This window comes from Caulobacter sp. BP25 (assembly GCF_002737755.1).
GTDB lineage: Bacteria > Pseudomonadota > Alphaproteobacteria > Caulobacterales > Caulobacteraceae > Caulobacter.
The window spans coordinates 613244-634469 of record NZ_PEGH01000018.1; the positions used below are offsets into that span (position 1 = coordinate 613244).

Consider the following 21226-nt stretch of genomic DNA (forward strand, 5'->3'; position numbering starts at 1 on the left):
CCTAGAACGCCTTGCGCAGGCCCAGCCGCAGCGCTCGGCCGCCGCCCTTCATAAGGTCCGCCTGATAGGCCTCGGGCGTGCGGCCCTGGCTGTCGCGAACCTTCATGCCCGTGTCGAAGAGGTTCTCAAGGTTCATCGTCAGCCTGGTTCCCTTCAGCCAGGGACGTTCCTTGGCCAGGCGCTTGTTGGCGCCCAGGTCGACGACGCCGAACAGGTTCACGGACGGCGGGCTCGAGAACCTCAGGTCCTGGCCGGTCGCCCCGCCATCCACCCGCGACGGCGAGCGCCAGAAGGCGCCCAAGCCCACGCTGTAGCCTGGTACGTTCAGATTGGCCGAGGCGTTGATCTCGTGGCGGGGCGAGCCGCTGAACTGCCCCAGGGCCGCGCCGCTCAGCTTGTCCAGCGCCGCCATGCCGGGCCGGATGGTCACCTCGTCGCGCAGCCGCCAGCGATCGGTCAACGTCAGGAACACCAGGTTCGGCCCGCTGCCGCGCTTGGGCCCGCCCCAGCTGCGGCGATAGGTGATTTTCGTGCGCAGGTCGGCGGTGTCGGCGTGGTCGAAATTGATCGGCCGCGTGTCGATCGCCGTCAGCCGACCCTGGGCGTCGCGCGTGTAGCGGCTAGGAAACGCTGCCTCCAGTTCGGGCGAAGCGGCGGGGAAGTTGGCGATCGGATCGTCGATGCGCGTGACCGTGTAGTTGGTCTGCAGCCGCAGCTCGTGGGTCTCGAAGGGCTTGTAGTTCACGCTCAGCTTCAGCAGGCGCCGGCTGTCGGGCCGCAGGTTCGGATTGCCGCCCGAGGTCAGGGTGACGAATGTCGTCTGGCCCGTGGCGTAGTCATAGGCCAGGGTGTTCGGCGTTACCTGGGTGGGATCGTTGACCTGCTGCAGGGTCGGCTCGCCTTCCTCCCAGCTGTAGTCGGCCGAGAGGTTCAGGCCCTTGACCGGCGTCCAGTTCAGACCGCCGCCCAGCATGCCCAGGCCGCCGATATCCGAGAAGTCCTCGTACTGGCCGTTCAGGTTCAGCGACGCCTTGCCCAGAAAGCTCAGCGGGCCGTCCTTGTCGATCAGCGGCGCGTCCAGGCTGGTTCGGACGGTGGCGCGGTCGCGGACCAGGGTCCGCTCCAGGCTGACGCCGGACCGGACGCTTTCGGCCTCGAACCGCCGATGATCTGCGCCGGCCCGCACCGTCAGCCGCAGCGGCCCGGCGGGCAGACGACCGATCGCCCCGCTGGCGGTCAGGTTCAGCTTGGCGCTGGTCGTCACGGAGTCGGCGGTGTCGCGCGGCGCATAGCGGATCAGGTCCGCCGGGATTAGTCCGGTCGGATCGACCTGGCCGGCCGCGACCGCGGCGCGTAGCGCCGAGGTGTCGAGGCCCCGGCCGGTGCGGGACTGGGTTTCGCTGCGATCGGCGTCGCCGTCCAACGTCCAGGTCCAACCCTGCTTGCGCGCGGTCACGCCGGCGACGGCCCCGATCCTGCGGGTGTCGTTGAGGGCGCGAAAGGCGCCTGGCGTGTCGACATAGCGATAGACGTCCAGGCCGTCGGGACCCGACAGCGCGACGCCCGGCAGGCCTCGGTAGCTGACCGTGCTGTTGATCTGCAGGTCGCCGCCCACGGTCGCCGAGACGCCCTCGCGCAGGGGGCGATTGTGCGCGACCTCGATCTTGGCCTGTTCGCCGCGCGGCATGATGGTGCGAGACGCGGTCAGGTCCCCGCCGATCACCGTGTCGGCCACAGCCTCGGGGCCGCCGGCCTGCGGCGTGCGAACCACGTCGCGCTCGTCCTCGAACAGCGGCGAGTCGCGATGATAGCGGGCGCTGGCCAGGGTGAAGCCTTCGCCCTGCACGTGGAACAGGCTCGCCAACTGGTCGGTCGAGGCGCGCCCGCCCTCGGTCAGCCAGCGCCCCTCGTTGGTCAGGGCGATGGACTGGAAGCGCTTCTTGAGGATCACATTGATGACCAGCTGGTCGGGGCGTTCGCCGTGGCGCAGGGCCTCCTCCTCGCGCAGGGGCGCGAACCGCTGGATCGCCTCGGTCGGCATCTCGGCGATATTGGCCTTGGTCCGCATGCCGTTGACCAGGAATATCGGTGGGCCGTCGGTTCGCGCCCGGGCGGCGTTCAGAAGCGGGGCCATCTTCGTCATCAGCTCGCCCAGGGTGCTGACGCCCAGGGCGCTGATGTCGGCCTCGTTCAGCTCCAGCTCGGGCTCGATCGGGCCGTCGGTGTCGCCGCGCCGGGCGCCCTCGACGAGCAGGCTGTCGACCGTGTTGGGATCGCGGACGCAGTTGCGCTTACCGCGCTCGTCCTTGGACCGGCTGGCCTCTTCGCAAGCAGCGGGATCATCCGGCGACGGATCAGCATCGGGCGTGCTCTGCAGCGCCATGACAGCCGCCAGGCCGCCCAGAATCGTCAGGCCCCAATCCATCTGAAGTCCCCCCGCGCCTAAAAGGCGCCACAACCCAAGGGGGCGATCTCAACTTGACATTGATTGGACTGAATAGTGACGCTTTCGCGTCGAGACTGACAAAGCTTGGCCATAAACCGAAAGAGGAGCGGATCCTCAGCGCGCCGTCAGGTCCGGTTCGGTGAGTGACAGACCCTAGGCCTTGCCGATCTCGTCCAGTCGGCGCTGGAGCGACAGTCGGTCCAGCGCGTTCATCGGCAGCGCGCAGAAGAGCGTGATCCGGTTGTTCAGTTGCCGATAGGCGTCGGCGAAGGCCAGGGCGATCTCGGCCTCGGACCCTGCGGCCTCGCCGGGATTGGGCACGCCCCAGTGCGCGGTCATCGGCTGGCCCGGCCAGATCGGGCAGACCTCGCCGGCGGCGTTGTCACAGACGGTGAAGACGAAATCGAGCTTGGGCGCATCGGGATTGTCCCGCGCCGAGAATTCGTCCCAGGTCTTCGAGCGCAGGTCGTCGGTCTTGTAGTTCAAATGCTTGAGCAGGTTGATGGCGTGCGGGTTGACCTGGCCGCTGGCCATGGAGCCGGCGGAATAGGCCTTGAAGCGGCCGGCTCCCACCCGGTTCATGATGCATTCGGCCATGATCGAGCGCACGGAGTTGTGCGTGCAGAGGAAGAGGACGTTCATGGGGTTGCTGTCGGCGGCCATGCGGTTTCCCTTTCGGTCTGGCCATTGCGGCCAGCGGCGGGCGTGTCTTGACAATCGCCCTCTATTCCATATTTCCACAATAATCGAAATATTAGACAGTTCGATGACGTAGTTTGGAGACGTGCGTGACCGAGTTCCCCGCCCTGGACCCGAAGTTCCTGGCCTCGATCGACCCCGAGCGGCTCCAGCCATCGGCGCCCGCGACCCATCCGCCGCGCATTTTGCTGCTCTATGGATCGCTGCGGGAGCGCTCGTTCAGCCGGCTCTTGGTCGAGGAGGCCGCGCGCATCCTTCAGGCGCTGGGGTGCGAGACCCGGGTCTTCGATCCGCGAGACCTGCCGCTGCCCGACGCCACGGGGCCGGATCACCCCAAGGTCCAGGAGCTTCGGGCGTTGTCTCAGTGGTCCGAGGGGCAGGTCTGGTGCAGCCCTGAGCGCCACGGCGCGATCACCGGGGTCATGAAGGCGCAGATCGACTGGATCCCGCTGGAGATCGGCAGCATCCGTCCCACCCAGGGCAAGACCCTGGCGGTCATGCAGGTCAGCGGCGGCTCGCAGTCGTTCAACGCCGTCAACACCTTGCGTCTTCTGGGCCGGTGGATGCGGATGATCACCATCCCCAACCAGTCGTCCGTGGCGATGGCCTTCAAGGAGTTTGACGAGAACGACCGCATGAAGCCCTCCGGCTACTACGACCGGGTGGTCGATGTGATGGAGGAGCTTGTGAAGTTCACCCTGCTGACCCGCGACCGGGCCGACTATCTGGTCGACCGCTACAGCGAACGGAAAGCCGAGGGGCGAATTCCCGAACACATGGCGCTGGCCGCGCGGGCCATGGACCACGAAACGGCGCTATAGCGCGTCTGCGCGCCGCTCAACCCGCCGTCAGGTCCATCGCCCGCACCGCGCGGGCGATGAAGCCGCCGCCCAGGACGCGTTCGGGATCGGCGGGGTCGTAGAGCACGCAGGCTTGGCCGGGGGCGACGCCTTCCTCGGACCCGTCGAAGGCCACCGCCACCTCGCCGTCCAGCAGCGTCAGGCGGCCAGCGACCGGCTCGCGGGTCGAGCGGACGCGGGCCAGGACCGGTTGGCCCTGGTCGGCGGCGGCCGCCAGATCGTCCTGGCCGCCCAGCCAATTGGTTTCCTTGAGAGTCAGGGCGGCGGTCAGCAGGGCCTCGCGCGGGCCGACGATCACCTGGCGCTTGTCGGCGTCGATGCGGACCACGAACAGCGGATCGCCGACGGCGACATTGAGGCCCCGGCGCTGACCGATCGTATAGCGGGTCACGCCCTCGTGGCGGCCCAGCACCCGGCCGTCCAGGTGGACGATGTCGCCGGCTTCCGCGCCTTGCGGGCGGATGCGGTCGATCACCGTCGTGTACTTGCCCTCGGGCACGAAGCAGATGTCCTGGCTGTCTGGCTTGTCGGCGATCGAGAGCCCCAGGCCCGCCGCGACGGCGCGCACCGTCGGCTTGTCCATGCCGCCCAGCGGGAAGCGTAGGAAGTCCAGCTGCTCGCGCGTGGTGGCGAACAGGAAATAGCTCTGGTCCTTGGCCGGGTCGGCGGCGCGGCGCAGCTGCGGGCGGTTCGTTCCCGCCGGCATGCCGCGCTGGACATAGTGGCCGGTGGCCATGGCCTCCGCGCCCAGGTCGCGGGCCACGTCCAGGAGGTCGCGGAACTTGACCGTCTGATTGCAGCGCACGCACGGGATCGGCGTCTCGCCGCGCAGATAGGCGTCGGCGAAGTCTTCGATGACTTGCTCGCGGAAGCGGCTTTCGTAGTCGAGCACATAGTGCGGGATGCCGATGCGCTCGGCGGCCATGCGGGCGTCCAGGATGTCCTGGCCGGCGCAGCAGGCGCCCTTGCGCGAGATCGCCGCGCCGTGGTCGTAGAGCTGCAGGGTGACGCCCACGACGTCATAGCCGGCGCGAGCGAGCAGGGCGGCGGTGACGGTGGAGTCCACACCGCCGGACATGGCCGCGACGATCCGGGTTCCCTCCGGCAGGCCGACGGCGGCGCGCGCCTGTTCGACGGCGCGCGCGATCAGGCTGTCGGCGTCGGCGGTGTCGGTCTTGGTCAGCGCATCGGCGGTCATGGCCGCCATATAGCGGCGAACGGCCCGTTTTGCGAGGTTTCGACCTATTTCAGGATGTTCAGTAGCGACGACTGCTGCAGGCTGCTGAACACCTGGGCCGAGGCCTGGACCGCCAGCTTGGCCGATTCCAAGCGGGTCACGGCGTCGGCCATGTCGACGTCGACGATCTCGCCGACCATGCTGGTCAGCAGGTCGGCCTGGTTCTGAAGGTCGGTCTGCGCGCCCTCGAAGCGCTTCTGGGTCACGCCGTTCTTGCCCTGGATGTCGATGACACCCTTGTAGGCCTTGTCGAAGTCGCCCATCGCGTCATTCAGGAAGATCACCTGGGCGTCGGTCAACTTGCCGGTGAACGGCCCGTTGGCGTCGACATAGGCCTGGATCTTCTTGAAGGCTTCGAACACCTGCACGCCCACGGCGTCGCCCAGCACGCCGGTCTTGGCGCTGGTCTGCTCGTCGACCCGGTTGGTGGCGATGTACTGGTCGTTGTGGAACAGCGAGGCGGTGGTCGGCGCCAGGGTCAGGTCGCTCATGCCGGTCGCGCTGGTCGTGGCGGTATCCGTCTTCGCGCCCGAGAACACATAGAGTCCGTTGGACTTGGTGTTCAGGCCCTGGACGACGTCCCCGAAATTGGCCTCGAGCTGCTGCATCAAGGTCGTCGCGCTGCCGGAGGCCAGGGCGTTGGCGACGGCCTGCCGCGCCGACTGGGTGGAGTCGGCGACCTGGCCAAGGCCGGTGTTCTGCATCTCCAGCCGATTGTTGATCAGCTTGGACTGCTCGATCAGGCCTTCGAGCCGCGTCTGGGTGCTGCGCATGGCTGTCAGCACCTCGGCGTTCCTCGAATAGCCCTTCAGGTCGGTGGCGATCTTCTGGCTCGAGACCTGATTGCCAACCTCGCTCTGGCGGATCTGGGCCCGCATCAGGTTGGACGTCATGACATTGTAGTTCTGGACGGTGGAGACCCGGGTCATGGCTTACCTCACAAGTCCGGTGAGCACGTCGTACATGTCCCTGGCCGCCTGGATCAGGCGGGCCGAGGCGTTGTACGCCTGCTGGTAGGTGGTCAGGTTGATCAGTTCTTCGTCGAGGTTCACGCCCTCTTCGGACTGGCGCTGGCTGTCGACCTCTTCGGCGACGGCTTCGGCGGAGTCCTTGCGGCTCTCGGCCGTGGCGGCCTTGCGGGCGATGGCGCCGCTGAAGTCCGCCGCGTAGCGCGAGACGCTCATGGTCACGGCCGAGCCGTCGCCCGCCGCCGAGAAGCCCGTGGTGGTGTCGCCGGACTTCGCCAGGGCCAGGGCCCCCCGACCATCGCCGATCGCCAGGGCGGGTTGGCCGCCGACGGTCTGGGTCAGGTCCAGCTTGGCGAAGGGGACCAGCGACGGGTTCTGGTCCATCGCCGTGTCGACGAAGAACTTCTCGCCGCGGGTGCTCCGCTCGGCCGGACCGACGCCGAACAGCTGGCTGATCGACGGCCCGCCGGCGCCCCGTTCGGTGGTGTCGGCGACCACCGACATCGTCACCGGGTTGGTGGTGTTTGACGAGAAGGACATCTGGCCCTTGGCGTTCAACGAGAACGTACCGTAGAGCCCGACGCCCGAGCCGCGCGAGTTCAGCTCGTCGATCAGGTTCTGCATGGTGCCGCCCACTGGCGGGGTGATCACCACGTCCCGGATCCGGCCGCCTTCGACGTCGGTCAGGCGGATGGTCATGGTCCCCGTGCCAAAGCCATGCGGCGAGGTCGCCGTCAGGCCGGTCTCGTAGGGCGAGTAGCCCGTGCTGCGGACGATGTCGTTGAGACCGAAATAGTGGCTGAAGCCCTGGCCGATCTTGCTGGACGGGGTCGTGGCGTCGTCAGCGACCGCGACGCCCAGGCCGCTGAAGCCCGATAGCGACAGGGCGCCGTTCGAGAACCCGGCCGTGCCCATGCCGCCCATGGCCGTGTTCAGCTGGGTCATGAAGTTGGCCGAGGTGAAGGCCGGGCCGGCCGCGCCGTTGACGGTCATGGTCCCGGCGTCGAAGTCGATGTCGATCCGACGCTGGATCACGCCCGATGCGTCGGTCAGGGCGACCGTCGTCTTCCCAGTGAAGCCGGTGATTGCCGCCTGGGCGTCCAGGCCCGTGTTCCGGCCCGTCAGGCTGGTGGGGGCCGGCACGGACGAGGAGGCGTTGGAAGCGCGGTTGATCTCTTCGGCCGCGCGGGTTGTGAACTCGCCCAGCTGGTCGGACATGCCGATCAGTTGGGTGTTGCGCATCTCCAGCAGGCCCTTGATCTCGCCGCTGGAGATATTGAGAGGAATCGGCACGGGAGAGCCGTTGGCCAACTGCACCGTCAGATATCCAGTGGCCGTGGGCGAGGTCTGATAGGTGACCTTCGCCGCGCCGTCGCCGGCCAAGGGCAGGCCCTCTGTCGAGCGAACCACGACGCCGCCCATGCCGCGCGGCGTGACCTGGATGTTCATCAGCTGGGACAGCTCGTCGACCAGGCCGCTCTGCACGTTCTCCGCGCCCGTGGCGTCCGCTCCGCCGATCTTGGCGCGGGTGATGTCGGTGTTGAGGCTGTCGATCTGGCTCAGCAGATCGTTCACGCGGTCGACATCGCCCGAGATCCGGCCGTCGGCGTCCTTGCCCAGCTTCGAGATCTCGGCCGTGATGCGGGCGGACTCGCTGAAGAACTGATCCACGCGCGTGAGGGCCTGGCTGCGCAGCAGCGTGGAGGTGGGGTCGTCCTGCGCCGCCGAGAAGGCGGTGAAGATGTCGTCGAGGCGCGAGAAGAAGCTCGACGAGGTGGTCGGGTCGCCGAACAGCTGCTGCACGTTGTTCAGGGACTCGGCGATCGCCGTCGCGCGGCCGCTGTCCGCTGCGGCGTTCAGGCTGGCGGTCTGCAAGAAGCGGTCGCTCGCGCGCTTGATGGCGTCGATGCTGACGCCCACGCCCATGCCGTTGGACAGCAGGTTCGACTGCGAGACGGTCTTGCGGACATAGCCCTTGGTGTTGACATTGGCGATGTTGTCCGAGGTGACGCGCAGGCCCGTCTGGGCCGCCATCATGCCGGACGTCGCCGTGCCCATGATCGAGTTCAGGGACATGAGGGCGATCCTTTCAGCTCGGCAAACCGCGCAACGCACGACGCGTCCTTGCCCGGCGAAACTTGCCGGGGCGGGGTGGGGATCACGATCCCGATATATGCCAAGCCATTGAATTTCATGGCGAATGGTTCCGTTGGTCGGATGTTCGACGAGATGTCATGCGCAAGTAGGGCGCCAACTGGCCCCGCGACCCGCCGACGCGGCAAGTCCCGTCCTCGCCCGGCCTCCTGACTGGGCAAAAAGCGCCGCTTCAAGCCGGTCCAGAGATCGTAAACGGTCCATTAATCTGAAATAAAAACAACGACTTGGTGGTGTTCTGGCGAGTTGGCCCGACCGTTGCTTGGGGAAGGCGGCAAAGGCGCGTTCGTCATGGACCGCCGCCAACCGAGCTTCGACTGCGAATGACCGCGATCGCCGCATCCACCGCCGCTCTTCCCGCCGCGCCGACCCCGGCCGTCGGCGCGAAGTCGGCCAATGACGGGTTCGACGCCCTGATGGCCATCGCTGGCCGCAAGGACGACACGCCCGCGCCCCGCGCCTCGGCGCGCGCCGAGTCCAAGAGCGACTCCCGCGACGACGACACGCGGCCTTCCAAACTCGCCGACAAGCCCGCCAGGGCCGAGGCCCGGGCCGGCTCCGGCGCGGCTGATCGGGCCGACGCGGCTCAGGACGCCCGTGCCGACCGTGCTGACCGGGCCGAAGACGGCGCCAACAAGGATCAGGTCGCCGATACGGCCGCCGACAAGCTGGACGCAGCCGCCGACCAGGCCGAGCCCAAGACCGAGCAGGTCGCCGACGCCGTCGTCGGCCAGGACGCCGTCCAGACCGACGCCGCGGCCCAGGCCGCCGCCGCCGCCGCCCTGATCGCGGCGATGGCCGCGCCCCTGCAAGCGCCGGTCCAGGCCCAGGGGGAAGAGGCCGTTGTCGAGACGGCCGTCGAGACGTCCGCCGTCGCGACCAGCGCCGCGCCCGCTCTTGCCACCTTGATCCCAGCCGTCGCCGAGACGTCCACGATCGCCAAGGCCGCCGATCTGGCCGCGCCGACGCCCGCCCCGGTCGCGCCGCCCGCGCCCCTGGCCGGTCAGGATGCTGTCGCGATGGCCGCCGCCGCTGCAGCGCCCGCAGACGGCGCCGCCATCGACGCCGCTGCGCTTGAGGCGCTGTCCAAGCTGACGGCCGAAGAGGGCGCGCCGACGCTCGTCGATGACCAGACGGTCGCCCAGGGTTCGTCCCCGGCCTTGGCCCAGCCCAAGGCGGCCGAGGCGCCCAAGTCGCCGGTCGAGACGCCGAAGGTCGTCGCCAGCCAGATCGCCGCGCCGTCGGCCGCTCCGGTCGCCGCTCAGCTCGCGGTCGCCGCCGAGGACGCCGCCGTCCCGGTCGCGGCGGAAGTCGCCGCCGCCGAGGTCACGGCGGACGTCGCCGAAACGCCCGAAACGCTCGAGGCCGCGCCGACCGCCGCCAAGCCAGTCGAAACCACCAAGGCCCCCGCGCCGCATCTGATCCAGGCCAAGGCTGCGGACGCGGTTCCGACCGAAACCGCCCAAGCCGTGACCGCCGTGGAGGGCGCGGAAGCCTCCGCCAATCTCGCCGCCAATCCCAACGAGGTCGCTGGCGAGGCCAAGAGCGCGAATGCGGCCAATGTGGCCGTGGCCGAGGCGCCGGTCCAAGCCAGCGCCCCGGCTCCGACCGCCCCGCCGCCGCCCGTAGCCCCGGCCCTCGGCGCCAATGCTTCGGCTCCCGCCGCGACGGCGGCGCCGGTGCGCGGTTCGCCGGAGACCGTCGCGGCCCTGTCGGCCGAGATCGCCAAGAAGGCCGACGGCAAGACCACCCGCTTCGACGTCGCCCTAACGCCGGACGGCTTGGGCAAGGTCGACGTGCGTATCGAGATCGCGCGTGACGGCGCCCTGACCGCCTCCATGCGGTTCGACACCGTTCACGCGGCGCAGGAGCTGCGCAGCAAGGCCGGCGAGCTTCGTCAGGCGCTTGCCGACGCCGGTTTCAACGTCGCCGACAACGCCCTGTCCTTCGACGTCTCCAGCCAGAACAACGGCCAGAACCCCAACGCCTTCTTCGCCTTCGAGGGCTGGGGCGACCAGGGCCAGCGCGCCTTCTCGGGCCGCGCGTTCCAGGCCGCCATGACCGCTGAAGAAGAGATCGTCGTCACCCCCTCCGACCTGCTGCCCGGCCTGAAGACGGCCGCCGACAGCGGCCTGGACATCCGGATCTAGGAAACGCCCATGGCCACCGCCGTCTCTTCACAGAACACCACCTCCGTCCTTGACCGGATCAACAACGGCAAGAACTCGGTGGCGACTAACACCGAGACCTTCCTGAAGCTGCTGACGACGCAGCTGAAGAACCAGGACCCGCTGTCGCCGACCGACACGACCCAGATGACGCAACAGATCACTCAGATGACTGGCGTCGAGCAGCAGCTGGTCACCAATGACCTGTTGGCGGCGCTGGTCGGGATGAACACCGGCACGGGCCTGTCCGAAGGCGTCTCGATGATCGGCAAGCAGGTCACCGCGCTCACCGACAGCTCGACCCTGAAGGACGGCAAGGCGACCTTCTCCTGGACCCAGGCCAGCGCCTCGATCTCTCTGGAGGTCGAGATCAAGAACGCCGCCGGCAAGGTGGTCCGCACGTTGAAGCCCGACGATCAGAAGAGCGGCGCCCACACCCTCACCTGGGACGGCAAGGACGACGCGGGGGCCAAGCTGGCCGACGGCGGCGTCTACTCGATCAACGTTAAGGCCGCCGGCGGCGACGGCAAGGAGATCAAGGTCTCCAACATCAAGGGCCGCACCGAGGGCGTCGTCACCGCCGTCGACAGCTCGACCGGCCAGACCAATGTCATCATCGACGGCAAGACCATCGCCATCGACAACGTCATCGGCATCACCGCCGCCGCAGCCACCACCACAACACCGACCACCACTACCGCTTAATCACCCCATCGACCGGGCGTCAGAACGACGCCGACGCGATCCCCGGAAGACGGTCTTCCCCCGGATCCAAACGCAAACCGCGCTGAACCCTCGAACCCCTTCAACGCAGGATTACCGTTATGAGCATCAACAGCGCCATGCTCGCCGGCGTCTCCGGTCTGGTCGCCAACTCGTCCGCCCTGGCGGCGATCTCGGACAATATCGCCAACGTCAACACGGTCGGGTTCAAGCGCTCCAGCTCGAACTTCTCGACCCTGGTCACCTCGGGCGGCAAGAACCAGACCTACAGCGCCGGCGGCGTGAAGGCCCAGACCCACCAGTTCATCAGCCAGCAAGGCCTGACCCAGTCGACGACCTCGAACCTGGACCTGTCGATCTCGGGCTCGGGCTTCTTCGTCGCGACCGAGAAGCCGGAAAACGTCACGGCCGCCGACACTCGGTCGTTCACCCGCGCCGGTTCGTTCCAGCTGGACAGCCTGGGCTATCTGCGCAACGACGCGGGCCTCTACCTGCAAGGCTGGCTGGCCGATCCGGTCACGGGCGCGATCACGCCCGATCCGTCCGACCTGATGCAGCTGCACTCGATCAATGTCGGCACCGTCGGCGGCACGGCCGAGAAGACCACCCGCGTCGGCGTCAACGCCAACCTGCGCTCCGAGCAGCCGGTCTCCTCGTCGCTGAGCGTCACCAAGACCGACGTGGCCGACAATGCCGCGCCTACCCCGGGTTTGCACAACTTCACGGTCAACTACACCCCGACAGGCACGAACTATGAGTACGATGCCGAGGTCTATGAAAACGGCGTTCTGGTCGGCAGCGGCACAGTGACCTATGCGTCGACCGCGCCCTACGCCATCACCGCCAGCACCCTGCCGGGCGCGAACACCACGACCATGACGCTAGGCGCGACTACGGTCGACCTCGCCGATCTGGGTCTGGACAGTGCGGCCGGCTTCTACGACCCGGCCACCAACTCGATGGCCGACTACGCGCTGGACCAGTTGAAGACCACGCCGGCCAATGTCGGCGTCAAGCCGGACTTCGAGATCCAGATTCCGCTGTCGGACTCCAAGGGCGGTCAGCGCACCGTCACCCTGTCGATGCTTAAGGCCCCCGGTCCGAACCAGTGGTACGCCGAACTGCGCGCCAAGCCCGGCGACCTGCAGTTCCAGTCCAACGGCCTGATCAGCAGCGGCATCATCGAGTTCACCACCGACGGCAAGCTGAAGGACACTGGCAACCTGTTCGGCACGACCAACCCGACCTCGATCACGATCGGCGCGTCGGGCACCACGCCGACCACCCCAGCGCCGTCTCCCGCCCCGGTTGAATGGGCCGCAAGTCTCGGCATCGACACCCAGGCCGTCCAGATCGACCTGGCCAGCGCCGCCGGCGGCCTGACCCAGTACAACAGCCAGTCGGTCGTTCAGTCGGTGAACACCAACGGCACGGCGTTCGGTAACCTGACCAGCATCGAGGTCGATGACGACGGCTATGTCTCGGCCATCTTCGACAACGGCGTCACCCGCCGGATCGCCCAGGTCGCGGTCGCCACCTTCTCGAACCCGAATGGTCTAAAGGGCGTTAACGGAAACGCCTATCGCGTCACCAACGAAAGCGGCACTTACAGCCTTAAGACGCCGGGGCAGGGCGGGGCCGGTTCGCTGGCGCCTTCTACTTTGGAAGCGTCGACCGTGGACCTTTCGACCGAGTTTACCGGCCTGATCACCACGCAACGTGCTTATTCCGCCTCGTCGAAAATCATCACGACAGCGGATCAGATGCTTGAGGAGCTGCTGAATATTAAACGCTAATTGGCGGATTTAACCTTCTTTAATACTCGTGTCTCACCTTGAGACACGAGGGAGTGCTGAGAGCCGTCTTGTTTAGGCCTTTCTTTACTATTGGAATTAAGCCGCTGTTATTGGGCGGCGCCTATAGTGGCCTCCAACAGTGATGGTTGTGGGAAAGGCGTAAAGCCATGTTGCAGCAGCAGCGCACGAACAGCCGGGGTGAGAAGTATGTGATCGGGCCCACCGGCGCGCCGCTCACCCTGTCCGATTTGCCGCCGCCGGAGACCCAGCGTTGGGTCATCCGTCGCAAGGCCGAGGTCGTGGCCGCCGTTCGCGGTGGCCTGCTCTCGTTGGACGAGGCTTGTGACCGCTACAAGCTGACCAACGAGGAGTTCCTCGCTTGGCAGCAGTCGATTGAACGCCACGGAATGGCGGGCCTGCGGACCACTCGGATCCAGCAGTATCGTTAATCTGGAGCTGGGGGTGCGTCGCCTTGACCGTCCCGGCTTACATCGAAAGCCCCGAAGGCCTTGCGCTAAAAGGGTTTGACGACGTTCAGCGGCCGCGCCCCCTGGGGCGCGGCCGCGACGTTTTGGCGCCCCAAGGCGTCGCTTCCTCCGCCAAATATAAACGCCTCGTTTACCTTGTACTGGGTAAATCCTGCCTACCGACGCGCGCTTCGTTCGCGTTCGCCGGGCGTCCCCGCTGGGGTCGATGATCAGGGGATGGGGCTTCGTGGAAAGCTTTCTGGGTTCGATTCAGAGGTTCGGTGTCGGTCGGTTGGCCGCGATGCTGGGCGTCGGTGCGGGCGTTGTGGCCGTGCTGGTGGCCCTCATCATGTTCATGGGTAAGGAGCCCAATGAGCTGCTCTATTCGAACCTCGACCTGAAAGAGGCCTCCGAGGTTACCCAGGCTCTGAGCCAGGCCGGCATCAAGTTCGAGGCCAAGGGCGATGGCTCGACCATCCTGGTGCCGCGCGACAAGGTCGCCAGCGCCCGTCTGATGGTCGCCGGCAAGGGGCTCGTGAGCTCCGGCTCGATCGGCTACGAGATTTTTGATGGCGGCAACGCCCTGGGGCAGACCGACTTCGTCCAGCAGCTGAACCGTCAGCGCGCCCTGCAGGGCGAGCTGGAGCGCACGATCAAGGCCATGCAGGGCGTCAATAGCGTCCGCGTCCACCTGGTTCTGCCCAAGCGCCAGCTGTTTGAGGAAGACGCCGAGCAGCCTTCGGCCGCCGTCACCATCGGCGTGGGCTCGCGCGAGCCGTCGTCCGACATGGTCCACGCCATCCAGAACCTGGTCTCGTCCTCGGTTCCGAACATGAAGGCCGAGAAGGTCGCGGTCATCGACCAGCACGGCAAGACCCTGTCGGCCCCCAGCGACGAGAGCCTGGCCGGCAAGGAAGCTCAGGACCGCAAGACCGAGGCCGAGGCCCGCATCGCCAAGACCGTCAAGGACATGATCGACGGCGTGCTGGGTCCGGGCAAGGCGCGGGTCAACGTCACCGCCGAGCTGGACCTGAACCGCGTCACGACCCAGGAAGAGCGCTTCGATCCGGATGGTCAGGTTATCCGCTCGGAAAGCACCAACGAGTCGAACAGCGAAGAGAACAAGAACGAGGACAATGCCGGCGCCACTGCGGCCGCTAATGTTCCGGGCCAGGGCGCCAACGGCTTCCAGCAGCTGGGGTCGCGCGCCGGCGCCAACGAAAGCGTCACCAACTACGAGATCTCCAAGTCGGTGAAGACCACCGTCCAGGAGCCGGGCGCCCTCACCAAGGTCGCCGTGGCCGTGGCCATCGACGGCGTCACCGCCCCGATGGGCCAGGACGGCAAGCCCGGCGCCTACACCCCGCGCACCCAGCAGGAGATCCAGCAGATCGAAGAGCTGGTGAAGACCGCCATCGGCTTCGACGCCGAGCGGGGCGACCAGGTCAGGGTCACCAACATCAAGTTCCCGCAGCCCGAGGACCAGGGTCTGGAGAAGCAGGGTCTGCTGGCCGGCTTCGACAAGAACGACATCATGCGCTTCGCCGAGCTGGGCGTGCTGGGCATCGTGGCGATCCTGATCCTGCTGTTCGCGGTCCGTCCGTTCATCAAGAACCTGTCGGAGCCGAACGTCGTGGCCGCCCTGCCCAGCTCCGGCGCGCCGGTGACCCGCATGATCACCCTGTCGGACGGCACCCAGCAGCAGGTCGTGGTCGACGAGGACGGCGAGCCTCTGGCCATCGCCGGCCCCGTCAGCGACATCGACTCGCGGATCGACATCGCCAAGATCGAAGGCCAGGTGAAGGCTTCGTCCATCAAGCGCGTGTCGGAGTTCGTCGAAAAGCACCCCGAAGAGTCGGTCGCGATCCTGCGCAACTGGCTGCATGAGTCGAGCTGACGGCCATGAAAGTCGCAGTCAACGACGTCAAGAAGCTTTCGGGGCCTGAAAAGGCGGCCATCGTGCTGCTGGCTCTGGGCGAAGAGCACACCCGCATCTGGGAAGCGCTCGACGACGAGGAAATCAAGGAAGTCTCCCAGGCCATGGCGGGCCTGGGCACCGTCTCGGCCTCGGTCGTGGAAGACCTGCTGGTCGAGTTCGTGTCGGGCATGAGCTCGACCGGCGCGATCATGGGCTCGTATGAGCAGACCCAGCGCCTGCTGGCGTCGTTCATGCCGGCCGACAAGGTCGACCAGCTGATGGAAGAGATCCGCGGTCCGGCGGGTCGAACCATGTGGGACAAGCTCGGCAACGTGAACGAGGCCGTGCTCGCCAACTATCTGAAGAACGAGTACCCCCAGACCGTCGCCGTGGTGCTCTCGAAGGTGAAGAGCGACCACGCCGCCCGCGTGCTGGCCTGCCTGCCCGAAGACTTCGCCCTGGAATGCGTGACGCGGATGCTGCGCATGGAGCCGGTGCAGCGCGAAATCCTCGACAAGATCGAGATGACGCTGCGCACCGAGTTCATGTCGAACCTGGCGCGCACCTCCAAGCGCGACAGCCACGAGATGATGGCCGAGATCTTCAACAACTTCGACCGCCAGACCGAGGCCCGCTTCATCGCCGCCCTGGAAGAGCGCAACCGCGAGGCCGCCGAGCGCATCCGGGCCCTGATGTTCGTGTTCGAGGACCTGTCGAAGCTGGATCCCGGCGGCATCCAGACCCTGCTGCGCTCCACGCCGAAGGAGCAACTGGCCCTGGCCCTGAAGGGCGCCTCGGACAAGCTGCGGGACATGTTCTTCTCGAACATGTCCGAGCGCGCCGCCAAGATCATGCGCGAGGACATGGACAGCATGGGCCCCGTGCGCCTGAAGGACGTCGACGCCGCCCAGGTGGGCATGGTCCAGGTCGCCAAGGACCTGGCCGCCAAGGGCGAGATCATGCTGGCCGGTTCGGGCAGCGAAGACGAGCTGATCTACTGAGGCGGATGGCATGATCGACACTCCCCCTCGCAAATTCGCCTTCGACACGGTCTTCGACGATCGTGGCGGCGTCGCCTACGAGGCGCCGAAGGTGAAGAAGAACTTCACCCTCGAAGAGGTCGAGGCCGCCAAGGCCCAGGCCTATGCCGAGGGCGAACGCTCGGCCGTGGCGCGCGCCGAGCAGGAGGCCGCCCATGCTCTGGGCGACATCGCCGGCGCGGTGCGCCAAGCGTTCGGCGCCCTGGCCCATGTCGCCCACGAGCACCGCGAGGGCGCGGCCATGCTGGCCTTGGCCTGCGGGCGCAAGATCGCCGACGCGGCCCTCGCCCGGTTCCCTGAGGCGCCGGTGACGGCCGCCCTGGAGGCCCTGGCCCGCGAAGTCGAGGCCCAGCCCCGCATCTTTGTCCGGGTCTCGCCCGAGATGGAGGAGCGCACCCAGCAGGCGCTGGAAAACGTCGCGGCGCAGATCGGCTACCAGGGCCAGATCGTCGCGCGCGCCGACGGCGCCATGCCGCCGGCCGCCTTTACCTTCGACTGGGGCGAGGGCCGCGCGGCCTTCGATCCAGACGGCGCCGCCCAGCGCGTCGCCGAAGCGCTTGAGGCGGCCATCGCCGCCGAAGGCCTCCACGCCGAACCCATGTTCTCATAAGCAAGGCTGAACCCGATGGCCGAAGACAACCTCACCCTCGACGAATTCGGCGGCCAGATGCTGGCCTCCGAAATGCCGGTCGAGATCGCCGACAAGACCGCCTCCGACCTGGCGCCGGTCTTCGATGTGCCGGTCAACATCTCCGCCGTGCTGGGGCGGGCCAACATGTCGGTCGCCCAGCTGCTGCAGCTGGGCCAGGGCTCGATCCTGGAGCTGGACCGCAAGGTCGGCGAGGCGATCGACATCTACGTCAACAACCGCCTGGTCGCCCGGGGCGAGGTCGTCGTCGTCGACGAGCGCCTGGGCGTGACCATGACGGAAATCATCAAGGACGGCGACCAGAACTAAGGTTCCGGATCGTCAAGGACTTCAAGGATTTGGGTTCTTCCCTCGGAAGGGCTTCGGGAGAGTAAGAGATGCGGCTTCTGGTCGTCGGAAAACTGAACGGGCAGCTCTCGGTCGCCGTGAAGATGGCGATGAACGCGGGGGCCAAGGTCTCGCACGTCGAAACGACGGAGCAGGCGACGAACGCGCTGCGGGCGGGGCAGGGCGCCGACCTTCTGATGGTCGACTACGCCCTCGACATCGCCGGCCTGATCACGGCCAACGAGGCCGAGCGGATCCGGGTGCCGGTGGTGGCCTGCGGCGTCGACGCCGATCCGATGCGCGCCGCCGCCGCCATCAAGGCCGGCGCCAAGGAGTTCATCCCGCTGCCGCCGGACGCCGAGCTGATCGCCGCCGTCCTGGCCGCCGTCACCGACGACGAGCGCCCGATGATCGTCCGCGATCCGGCCATGGAGCAGGTCATCAAGCTGGCCGACCAGGTCGCCCCCTCCGACGCCTCGATCCTGATCACCGGGGAGAGCGGCTCGGGTAAGGAGGTCATGGCCCGCTACGTCCACGGCAAGTCCCGCCGGGCCAAGGCGCCGTTCATCAGCGTCAACTGCGCGGCCATCCCGGAAAACCTGCTGGAAAGCGAGCTGTTCGGCCACGAGAAGGGCGCCTTCACCGGCGCCATGGCCCGCCGCGTCGGCAAGTTCGAGGAAGCCAACGGCGGCACCCTGCTGCTGGACGAAATCAGCGAGATGGACGCCCGCCTGCAGGCCAAGCTGCTGCGCGCCATCCAGGAGCGCGAGATCGACCGCGTCGGCGGCGCCAAGCCGGTCAAGGTCGACATCCGCATCCTGGCCACCTCGAACCGCGACCTGGCCCAGGCCGTCAAGGACGGCACGTTCCGCGAAGACCTGCTCTATCGCCTGAACGTCGTAAACCTGCGCCTGCCGCCGCTGCGCGAGCGTCCGGGCGACGTGATGAGCCTGTGCGAGTTCTTCGTGAAGAAGTACTCGGCCGCCAACGGCATCCAGGAGAAGCCGATCTCGGCCGAGGCCAAGCGCCGCCTGATCGCCCACCGCTGGCCGGGCAACGTCCGCGAGCTGGAAAACGCCATGCACCGCGCGGTGCTGCTGTCCACCGGTCCGGAGATCGAGGAGTTCGCCATCCGTCTGCCCGACGGCCAGCCGATGGCGCCGGCGCCGGACGTGGCGGTGGCGCGCGGGGCCCAGATGGCCGCCGACGCCGTCTCGCGCGCCTTCGTCGGCTCGACGGTGGCCGAGGTCGAGCAGAAGCTGATCATCGACACCCTGGAGCACTGCCTGGGCAACCGCACCCACGCGGCCAACATCCTGGGCATCTCGATCCGCACCCTGCGCAACAAGCTGAAGGAATATTCCGACGCCGGCGTGCCTGTGCCGCCGCCGCAGGGCGGGATTGGCGCGGCGGCCTGATGATCTCCGCTGTCATCCCGGCGAAAGCCGGGACCGCTACAGGCCCGGTGCTTGCCGTGGTCCCGGATCGGCCTTCGGCCGTCCGGGATGACAGGAAAATGTGCGTTCCGGTCCTTGGGCCAAGATGTCGCGGCGCCGCGACCATCGGTCCGGCGCCGAACATGGCTAATTTTCATTAAGGATATGGCGGCGGACCGCAAATCGCTTCAATCGCTGGTCCGCTAGACCTTCACCTTAACAAGGTTCCGAATGGCCGACGCCGCCGCCCCGACAGCCGCTCGATCCGTTCCCAGCGCCAAGTCGCTGGTCGACGGCCTGCTGCGCGGCGAGATGGGCCTGGCGCTGGGCGTCGTCGGCATCATCGTTCTGCTGATCCTGCCAGTTCCGGCCTTCCTGCTGGACATTCTGCTGGCCATTTCGCTGACGGGATCGGTGCTGATCCTGATGACGGCGATCCTGATCAAGCGGCCGCTGGAGTTCACCTCGTTCCCGACCGTCCTGCTGGTCGCCACGCTGTTCAGGCTGGGCCTGAACATCGCCTCGACCCGCCTGATCCTGGCCCACGGCCAGGAGGGCACCGGCGGGGCCGGCGCGGTCATCGAGGCGTTCGGCCACCTGATGATGCAGGGCAACTTCGTCATCGGGGTGATCGTCTTCATCATCCTGATCGTCGTGAACTTCATGGTCGTGACCAAGGGGTCGGGCCGGATCGCCGAAGTGGCGGCCCGCTTCACCCTGGACGCCATGCCCGGCAAGCAGATGGCCATCGACGCCGACCTGTCGACGGGCCTGATCGACCAGGACCAGGCCAAGCTCCGCCGCAAAGAGCTGGAGCAGGAAAGCACGTTCTTCGGGGCCATGGACGGCGCCAGCAAGTTCGTGAAGGGCGACGCGATCGCCGGCCTGATCATCACGGCGATCAACGTCATCGGCGGCATCATCATCGGCGTAGTGCAGCACAAGCTGCCCTTCGGCGAGGCGGCCTCGACCTACACCATCATGACCATCGGCGACGGCCTGGTCAGTCAGATCCCGGCCCTGATCATCTCGATCGCCGCCGGTATGGTCGTCTCCAAGGCTGGCGTCGAAGGCTCGGCCGACAAGGCCCTGACCACCCAGCTGGCCATGAACCCGGTCGGCCTGGGTATGGTCTCGGCCTCGTCAGGCGTCATGGCCCTGATCCCCGGCATGCCGATCCTGCCGTTCGCCGCCGTGGCGCTCGGTTCGGGCCTGCTGGCCTATAAGCGCATCCAGGACGCCAAGGCGCCCGCCGCCCTAGACCCCTCCGCGCTTGAGGCGGCCGCGCCCGCCGAGGCCGAGGAAGAGCCGATCAGCGCCTCCCTGGCCATCGACGACGTCAAGATCGAGCTGGGCTACGGCCTGCTGACCCTGATCAACGACCTGGACGGGCGCAAGCTGACCGACCAGATCCGCGCCCTGCGTAAGACCCTGGCCAGCGAGTACGGCTTCGTCATGCCGCCGGTCCGCATCCTGGACAACATGCGCCTGGCCAACCAGGGCTACGCCATCCGCATCAAGGAGATGGAGGCCGGCGCCGGCGAGGTGCGGCTGGGCATGCTGATGTGCATGGACCCGCGCGGCGGTCAGGTCGAGCTGCCGGGCGAGCACGTGCGCGAGCCGGCCTTCGGCCTGCCGGCCACCTGGATCGCCGACGACCTGCGCGAGGAGGCCACCTTCCGCGGCTACACGGTCGTCGATCCGGCCACGGTGCTGACCACGCACCTGACCGAGATCCTCAAGGAGAACATGGCCGACCTGCTGTCCTATGCCGAGGTCCAGAAGCTGCTGAAGGAGCTGCCCGAGGCGCAGAAGAAGCTGGTCGACGACCTGATCCCCGGCACGGCCACCGCCGCCACCGTCCAGCGCGTGCTGCAGTCGCTGTTGCGCGAGCGGGTCTCGATCCGCGACCTGCCGCAGATCCTGGAAGGTGTCGGCGAGGCCGCGCCGCATACGGCCTCGGTCACCCTGCTGGTCGAGCAGGTGCGCGCGCGCCTGGCCCGCCAGCTGTGCTGGGCCAACCGTGGCGACGACGGCGCCTTGCCGATCATCACCCTGTCGGCCGACTGGGAGCAGGCCTTCGCCGAAAGCCTGATCGGTCCCGGCGACGACAAGCAGCTGGCCTTGCCGCCCTCGCGCCTGCAGGACTTCATCCGGGGCGTCCGCGACGCTTTCGAACGCGCGGCCCTGGCCGGTGAAGCGCCGGTTCTGCTGACCAGCCCCGGCGTTCGTCCTTACGTCCGCTCGATCATCGAACGCTTCCGCGGCCAAACCGTCGTGATGAGCCAGAACGAGATCCACCCCCGCGCGCGGTTGCGAACGGTCGGTATGGTCTAGC

The 21226-nt window shown here is 67.4% G+C and carries 15 protein-coding genes and 1 pseudogene; 11 read left to right on the plus strand and 5 right to left on the minus strand.

Annotation, left to right across the window (positions count from 1 at the left end; genetic code table 11):
- Position 1: 1 nt before the first annotated feature.
- Together CSW59_RS16860 and CSW59_RS16865 are read right to left on the minus strand one after the other, a co-directional pair.
- The gene (locus CSW59_RS16860) at positions 2 to 2425 is read right to left on the minus strand and encodes a hypothetical protein (protein WP_099445118.1); all 2424 of its coding nucleotides are present in this window, start codon (positions 2423 to 2425) and stop codon (positions 2 to 4) included.
- Between the two features lie 174 nt (positions 2426 to 2599).
- Entirely contained in the window at positions 2600 to 3109 is a 510-nt protein-coding gene (locus CSW59_RS16865) for an arsenate reductase ArsC (protein WP_099445119.1), read from the minus strand.
- Between the two features lie 125 nt (positions 3110 to 3234).
- On the opposite strand from CSW59_RS16865, the gene arsH reads away from it, so the two are divergent.
- Positions 3235 to 3966: an arsenical resistance protein ArsH gene (gene arsH, locus CSW59_RS16870; RefSeq protein WP_099445120.1), complete on the plus strand. Its 732-nt coding sequence runs from the start codon at positions 3235 to 3237 to the stop codon at positions 3964 to 3966.
- Positions 3967 to 3982: 16 nt separating this feature from the next.
- Here arsH and mnmA read toward each other — a convergent pair whose 3' ends face one another.
- The 3 genes from mnmA to flgK are packed head-to-tail and all read right to left on the minus strand — an operon-like array spanning position 3983 to position 8286.
- Positions 3983 to 5203, minus strand: a complete 1221-nt coding sequence (gene mnmA / locus CSW59_RS16875; protein WP_099445287.1) for a tRNA 2-thiouridine(34) synthase MnmA — start codon at positions 5201 to 5203, stop codon at positions 3983 to 3985.
- Positions 5204 to 5247: 44 nt separating this feature from the next.
- Positions 5248 to 6171 (minus strand): flagellin, encoded by a 924-nt coding sequence (locus CSW59_RS16880; protein WP_099445121.1) that lies wholly within the window; start codon positions 6169 to 6171, stop codon positions 5248 to 5250.
- A gap of 3 nt (positions 6172 to 6174) precedes the next feature.
- The gene (gene flgK, locus CSW59_RS16885) at positions 6175 to 8286 is read right to left on the minus strand and encodes a flagellar hook-associated protein FlgK (RefSeq protein WP_099445122.1); all 2112 of its coding nucleotides are present in this window, start codon (positions 8284 to 8286) and stop codon (positions 6175 to 6177) included.
- A 1682-nt stretch (positions 8287 to 9968) separates the two neighbouring features.
- Here flgK and CSW59_RS21935 point away from each other — a divergent pair.
- The 10 genes and pseudogenes from CSW59_RS21935 to flhA all read left to right on the plus strand — a co-directional run.
- A pseudogene (locus tag CSW59_RS21935) lies at positions 9969 to 10514 on the plus strand (flagellar hook-length control protein FliK); the annotation flags it as partial.
- 9 nt (positions 10515 to 10523) lie between these two features.
- Positions 10524 to 11237 carry a flagellar hook assembly protein FlgD gene (locus CSW59_RS16895; protein ID WP_099445123.1) on the plus strand — a complete coding sequence of 238 codons (714 nt, stop codon included), beginning with the start codon at positions 10524 to 10526 and terminating at the stop codon, positions 11235 to 11237.
- A 119-nt stretch (positions 11238 to 11356) separates the two neighbouring features.
- Positions 11357 to 13051 carry a flagellar hook protein FlgE gene (gene flgE / locus CSW59_RS16900; RefSeq protein WP_099445124.1) on the plus strand — a complete coding sequence of 565 codons (1695 nt, stop codon included), beginning with the start codon at positions 11357 to 11359 and terminating at the stop codon, positions 13049 to 13051.
- Between the two features lie 167 nt (positions 13052 to 13218).
- Complete coding sequence (locus tag CSW59_RS16905) at positions 13219 to 13500, plus strand: DUF1153 domain-containing protein (protein WP_004621438.1); 282 nt, start codon at positions 13219 to 13221, stop codon at positions 13498 to 13500.
- A gap of 265 nt (positions 13501 to 13765) precedes the next feature.
- Positions 13766 to 15415: a flagellar basal-body MS-ring/collar protein FliF gene (gene fliF, locus CSW59_RS16915; protein ID WP_099445289.1), complete on the plus strand. Its 1650-nt coding sequence runs from the start codon at positions 13766 to 13768 to the stop codon at positions 15413 to 15415.
- 5 nt (positions 15416 to 15420) lie between these two features.
- Positions 15421 to 16437 (plus strand): flagellar motor switch protein FliG, encoded by a 1017-nt coding sequence (gene fliG / locus CSW59_RS16920; RefSeq protein ID WP_099445126.1) that lies wholly within the window; start codon positions 15421 to 15423, stop codon positions 16435 to 16437.
- 10 nt (positions 16438 to 16447) lie between these two features.
- Entirely contained in the window at positions 16448 to 17086 is a 639-nt protein-coding gene (locus CSW59_RS16925; RefSeq protein WP_099445127.1) for a flagellar assembly protein FliH, read from the plus strand.
- A 15-nt stretch (positions 17087 to 17101) separates the two neighbouring features.
- Complete coding sequence (gene fliN, locus CSW59_RS16930) at positions 17102 to 17434, plus strand: flagellar motor switch protein FliN (protein WP_099445128.1); 333 nt, start codon at positions 17102 to 17104, stop codon at positions 17432 to 17434.
- A 68-nt stretch (positions 17435 to 17502) separates the two neighbouring features.
- Positions 17503 to 18870, plus strand: coding sequence for a sigma-54-dependent transcriptional regulator FlbD (gene flbD / locus CSW59_RS16935; protein ID WP_099445129.1), 1368 nt, complete (start codon positions 17503 to 17505; stop codon positions 18868 to 18870).
- Between the two features lie 249 nt (positions 18871 to 19119).
- On the plus strand, positions 19120 to 21225 hold the full coding sequence (gene flhA, locus CSW59_RS16940) for a flagellar biosynthesis protein FlhA (RefSeq protein ID WP_099445130.1): 2106 nt from the start codon (positions 19120 to 19122) through the stop codon (positions 21223 to 21225).
- The last annotated feature ends 1 nt before the right edge of the window (position 21226 follow it).

Coding starts and splice junctions, on each gene's coding strand:
- CSW59_RS16895 (WP_099445123.1), top strand. CDS start 10,524: ATGGCCACCGCCGTCTCTTCACAGAACACCACCTCCGTCCTTGACCGG.
- CSW59_RS16925 (WP_099445127.1), top strand. CDS start 16,448: ATGATCGACACTCCCCCTCGCAAATTCGCCTTCGACACGGTCTTCGAC.
- CSW59_RS16865 (WP_099445119.1), bottom strand. CDS start 3,109: ATGGCCGCCGACAGCAACCCCATGAACGTCCTCTTCCTCTGCACGCAC.
- mnmA (WP_099445287.1), bottom strand. CDS start 5,203: ATGACCGCCGATGCGCTGACCAAGACCGACACCGCCGACGCCGACAGC.
- fliG (WP_099445126.1), top strand. CDS start 15,421: ATGAAAGTCGCAGTCAACGACGTCAAGAAGCTTTCGGGGCCTGAAAAG.
- flhA (WP_099445130.1), top strand. CDS start 19,120: ATGGCCGACGCCGCCGCCCCGACAGCCGCTCGATCCGTTCCCAGCGCC.
- fliN (WP_099445128.1), top strand. CDS start 17,102: ATGGCCGAAGACAACCTCACCCTCGACGAATTCGGCGGCCAGATGCTG.
- CSW59_RS16905 (WP_004621438.1), top strand. CDS start 13,219: ATGTTGCAGCAGCAGCGCACGAACAGCCGGGGTGAGAAGTATGTGATC.
- CSW59_RS16880 (WP_099445121.1), bottom strand. CDS start 6,171: ATGACCCGGGTCTCCACCGTCCAGAACTACAATGTCATGACGTCCAAC.
- flgK (WP_099445122.1), bottom strand. CDS start 8,286: ATGTCCCTGAACTCGATCATGGGCACGGCGACGTCCGGCATGATGGCG.
- flbD (WP_099445129.1), top strand. CDS start 17,503: ATGCGGCTTCTGGTCGTCGGAAAACTGAACGGGCAGCTCTCGGTCGCC.
- CSW59_RS16860 (WP_099445118.1), bottom strand. CDS start 2,425: ATGGATTGGGGCCTGACGATTCTGGGCGGCCTGGCGGCTGTCATGGCG.
- flgE (WP_099445124.1), top strand. CDS start 11,357: ATGAGCATCAACAGCGCCATGCTCGCCGGCGTCTCCGGTCTGGTCGCC.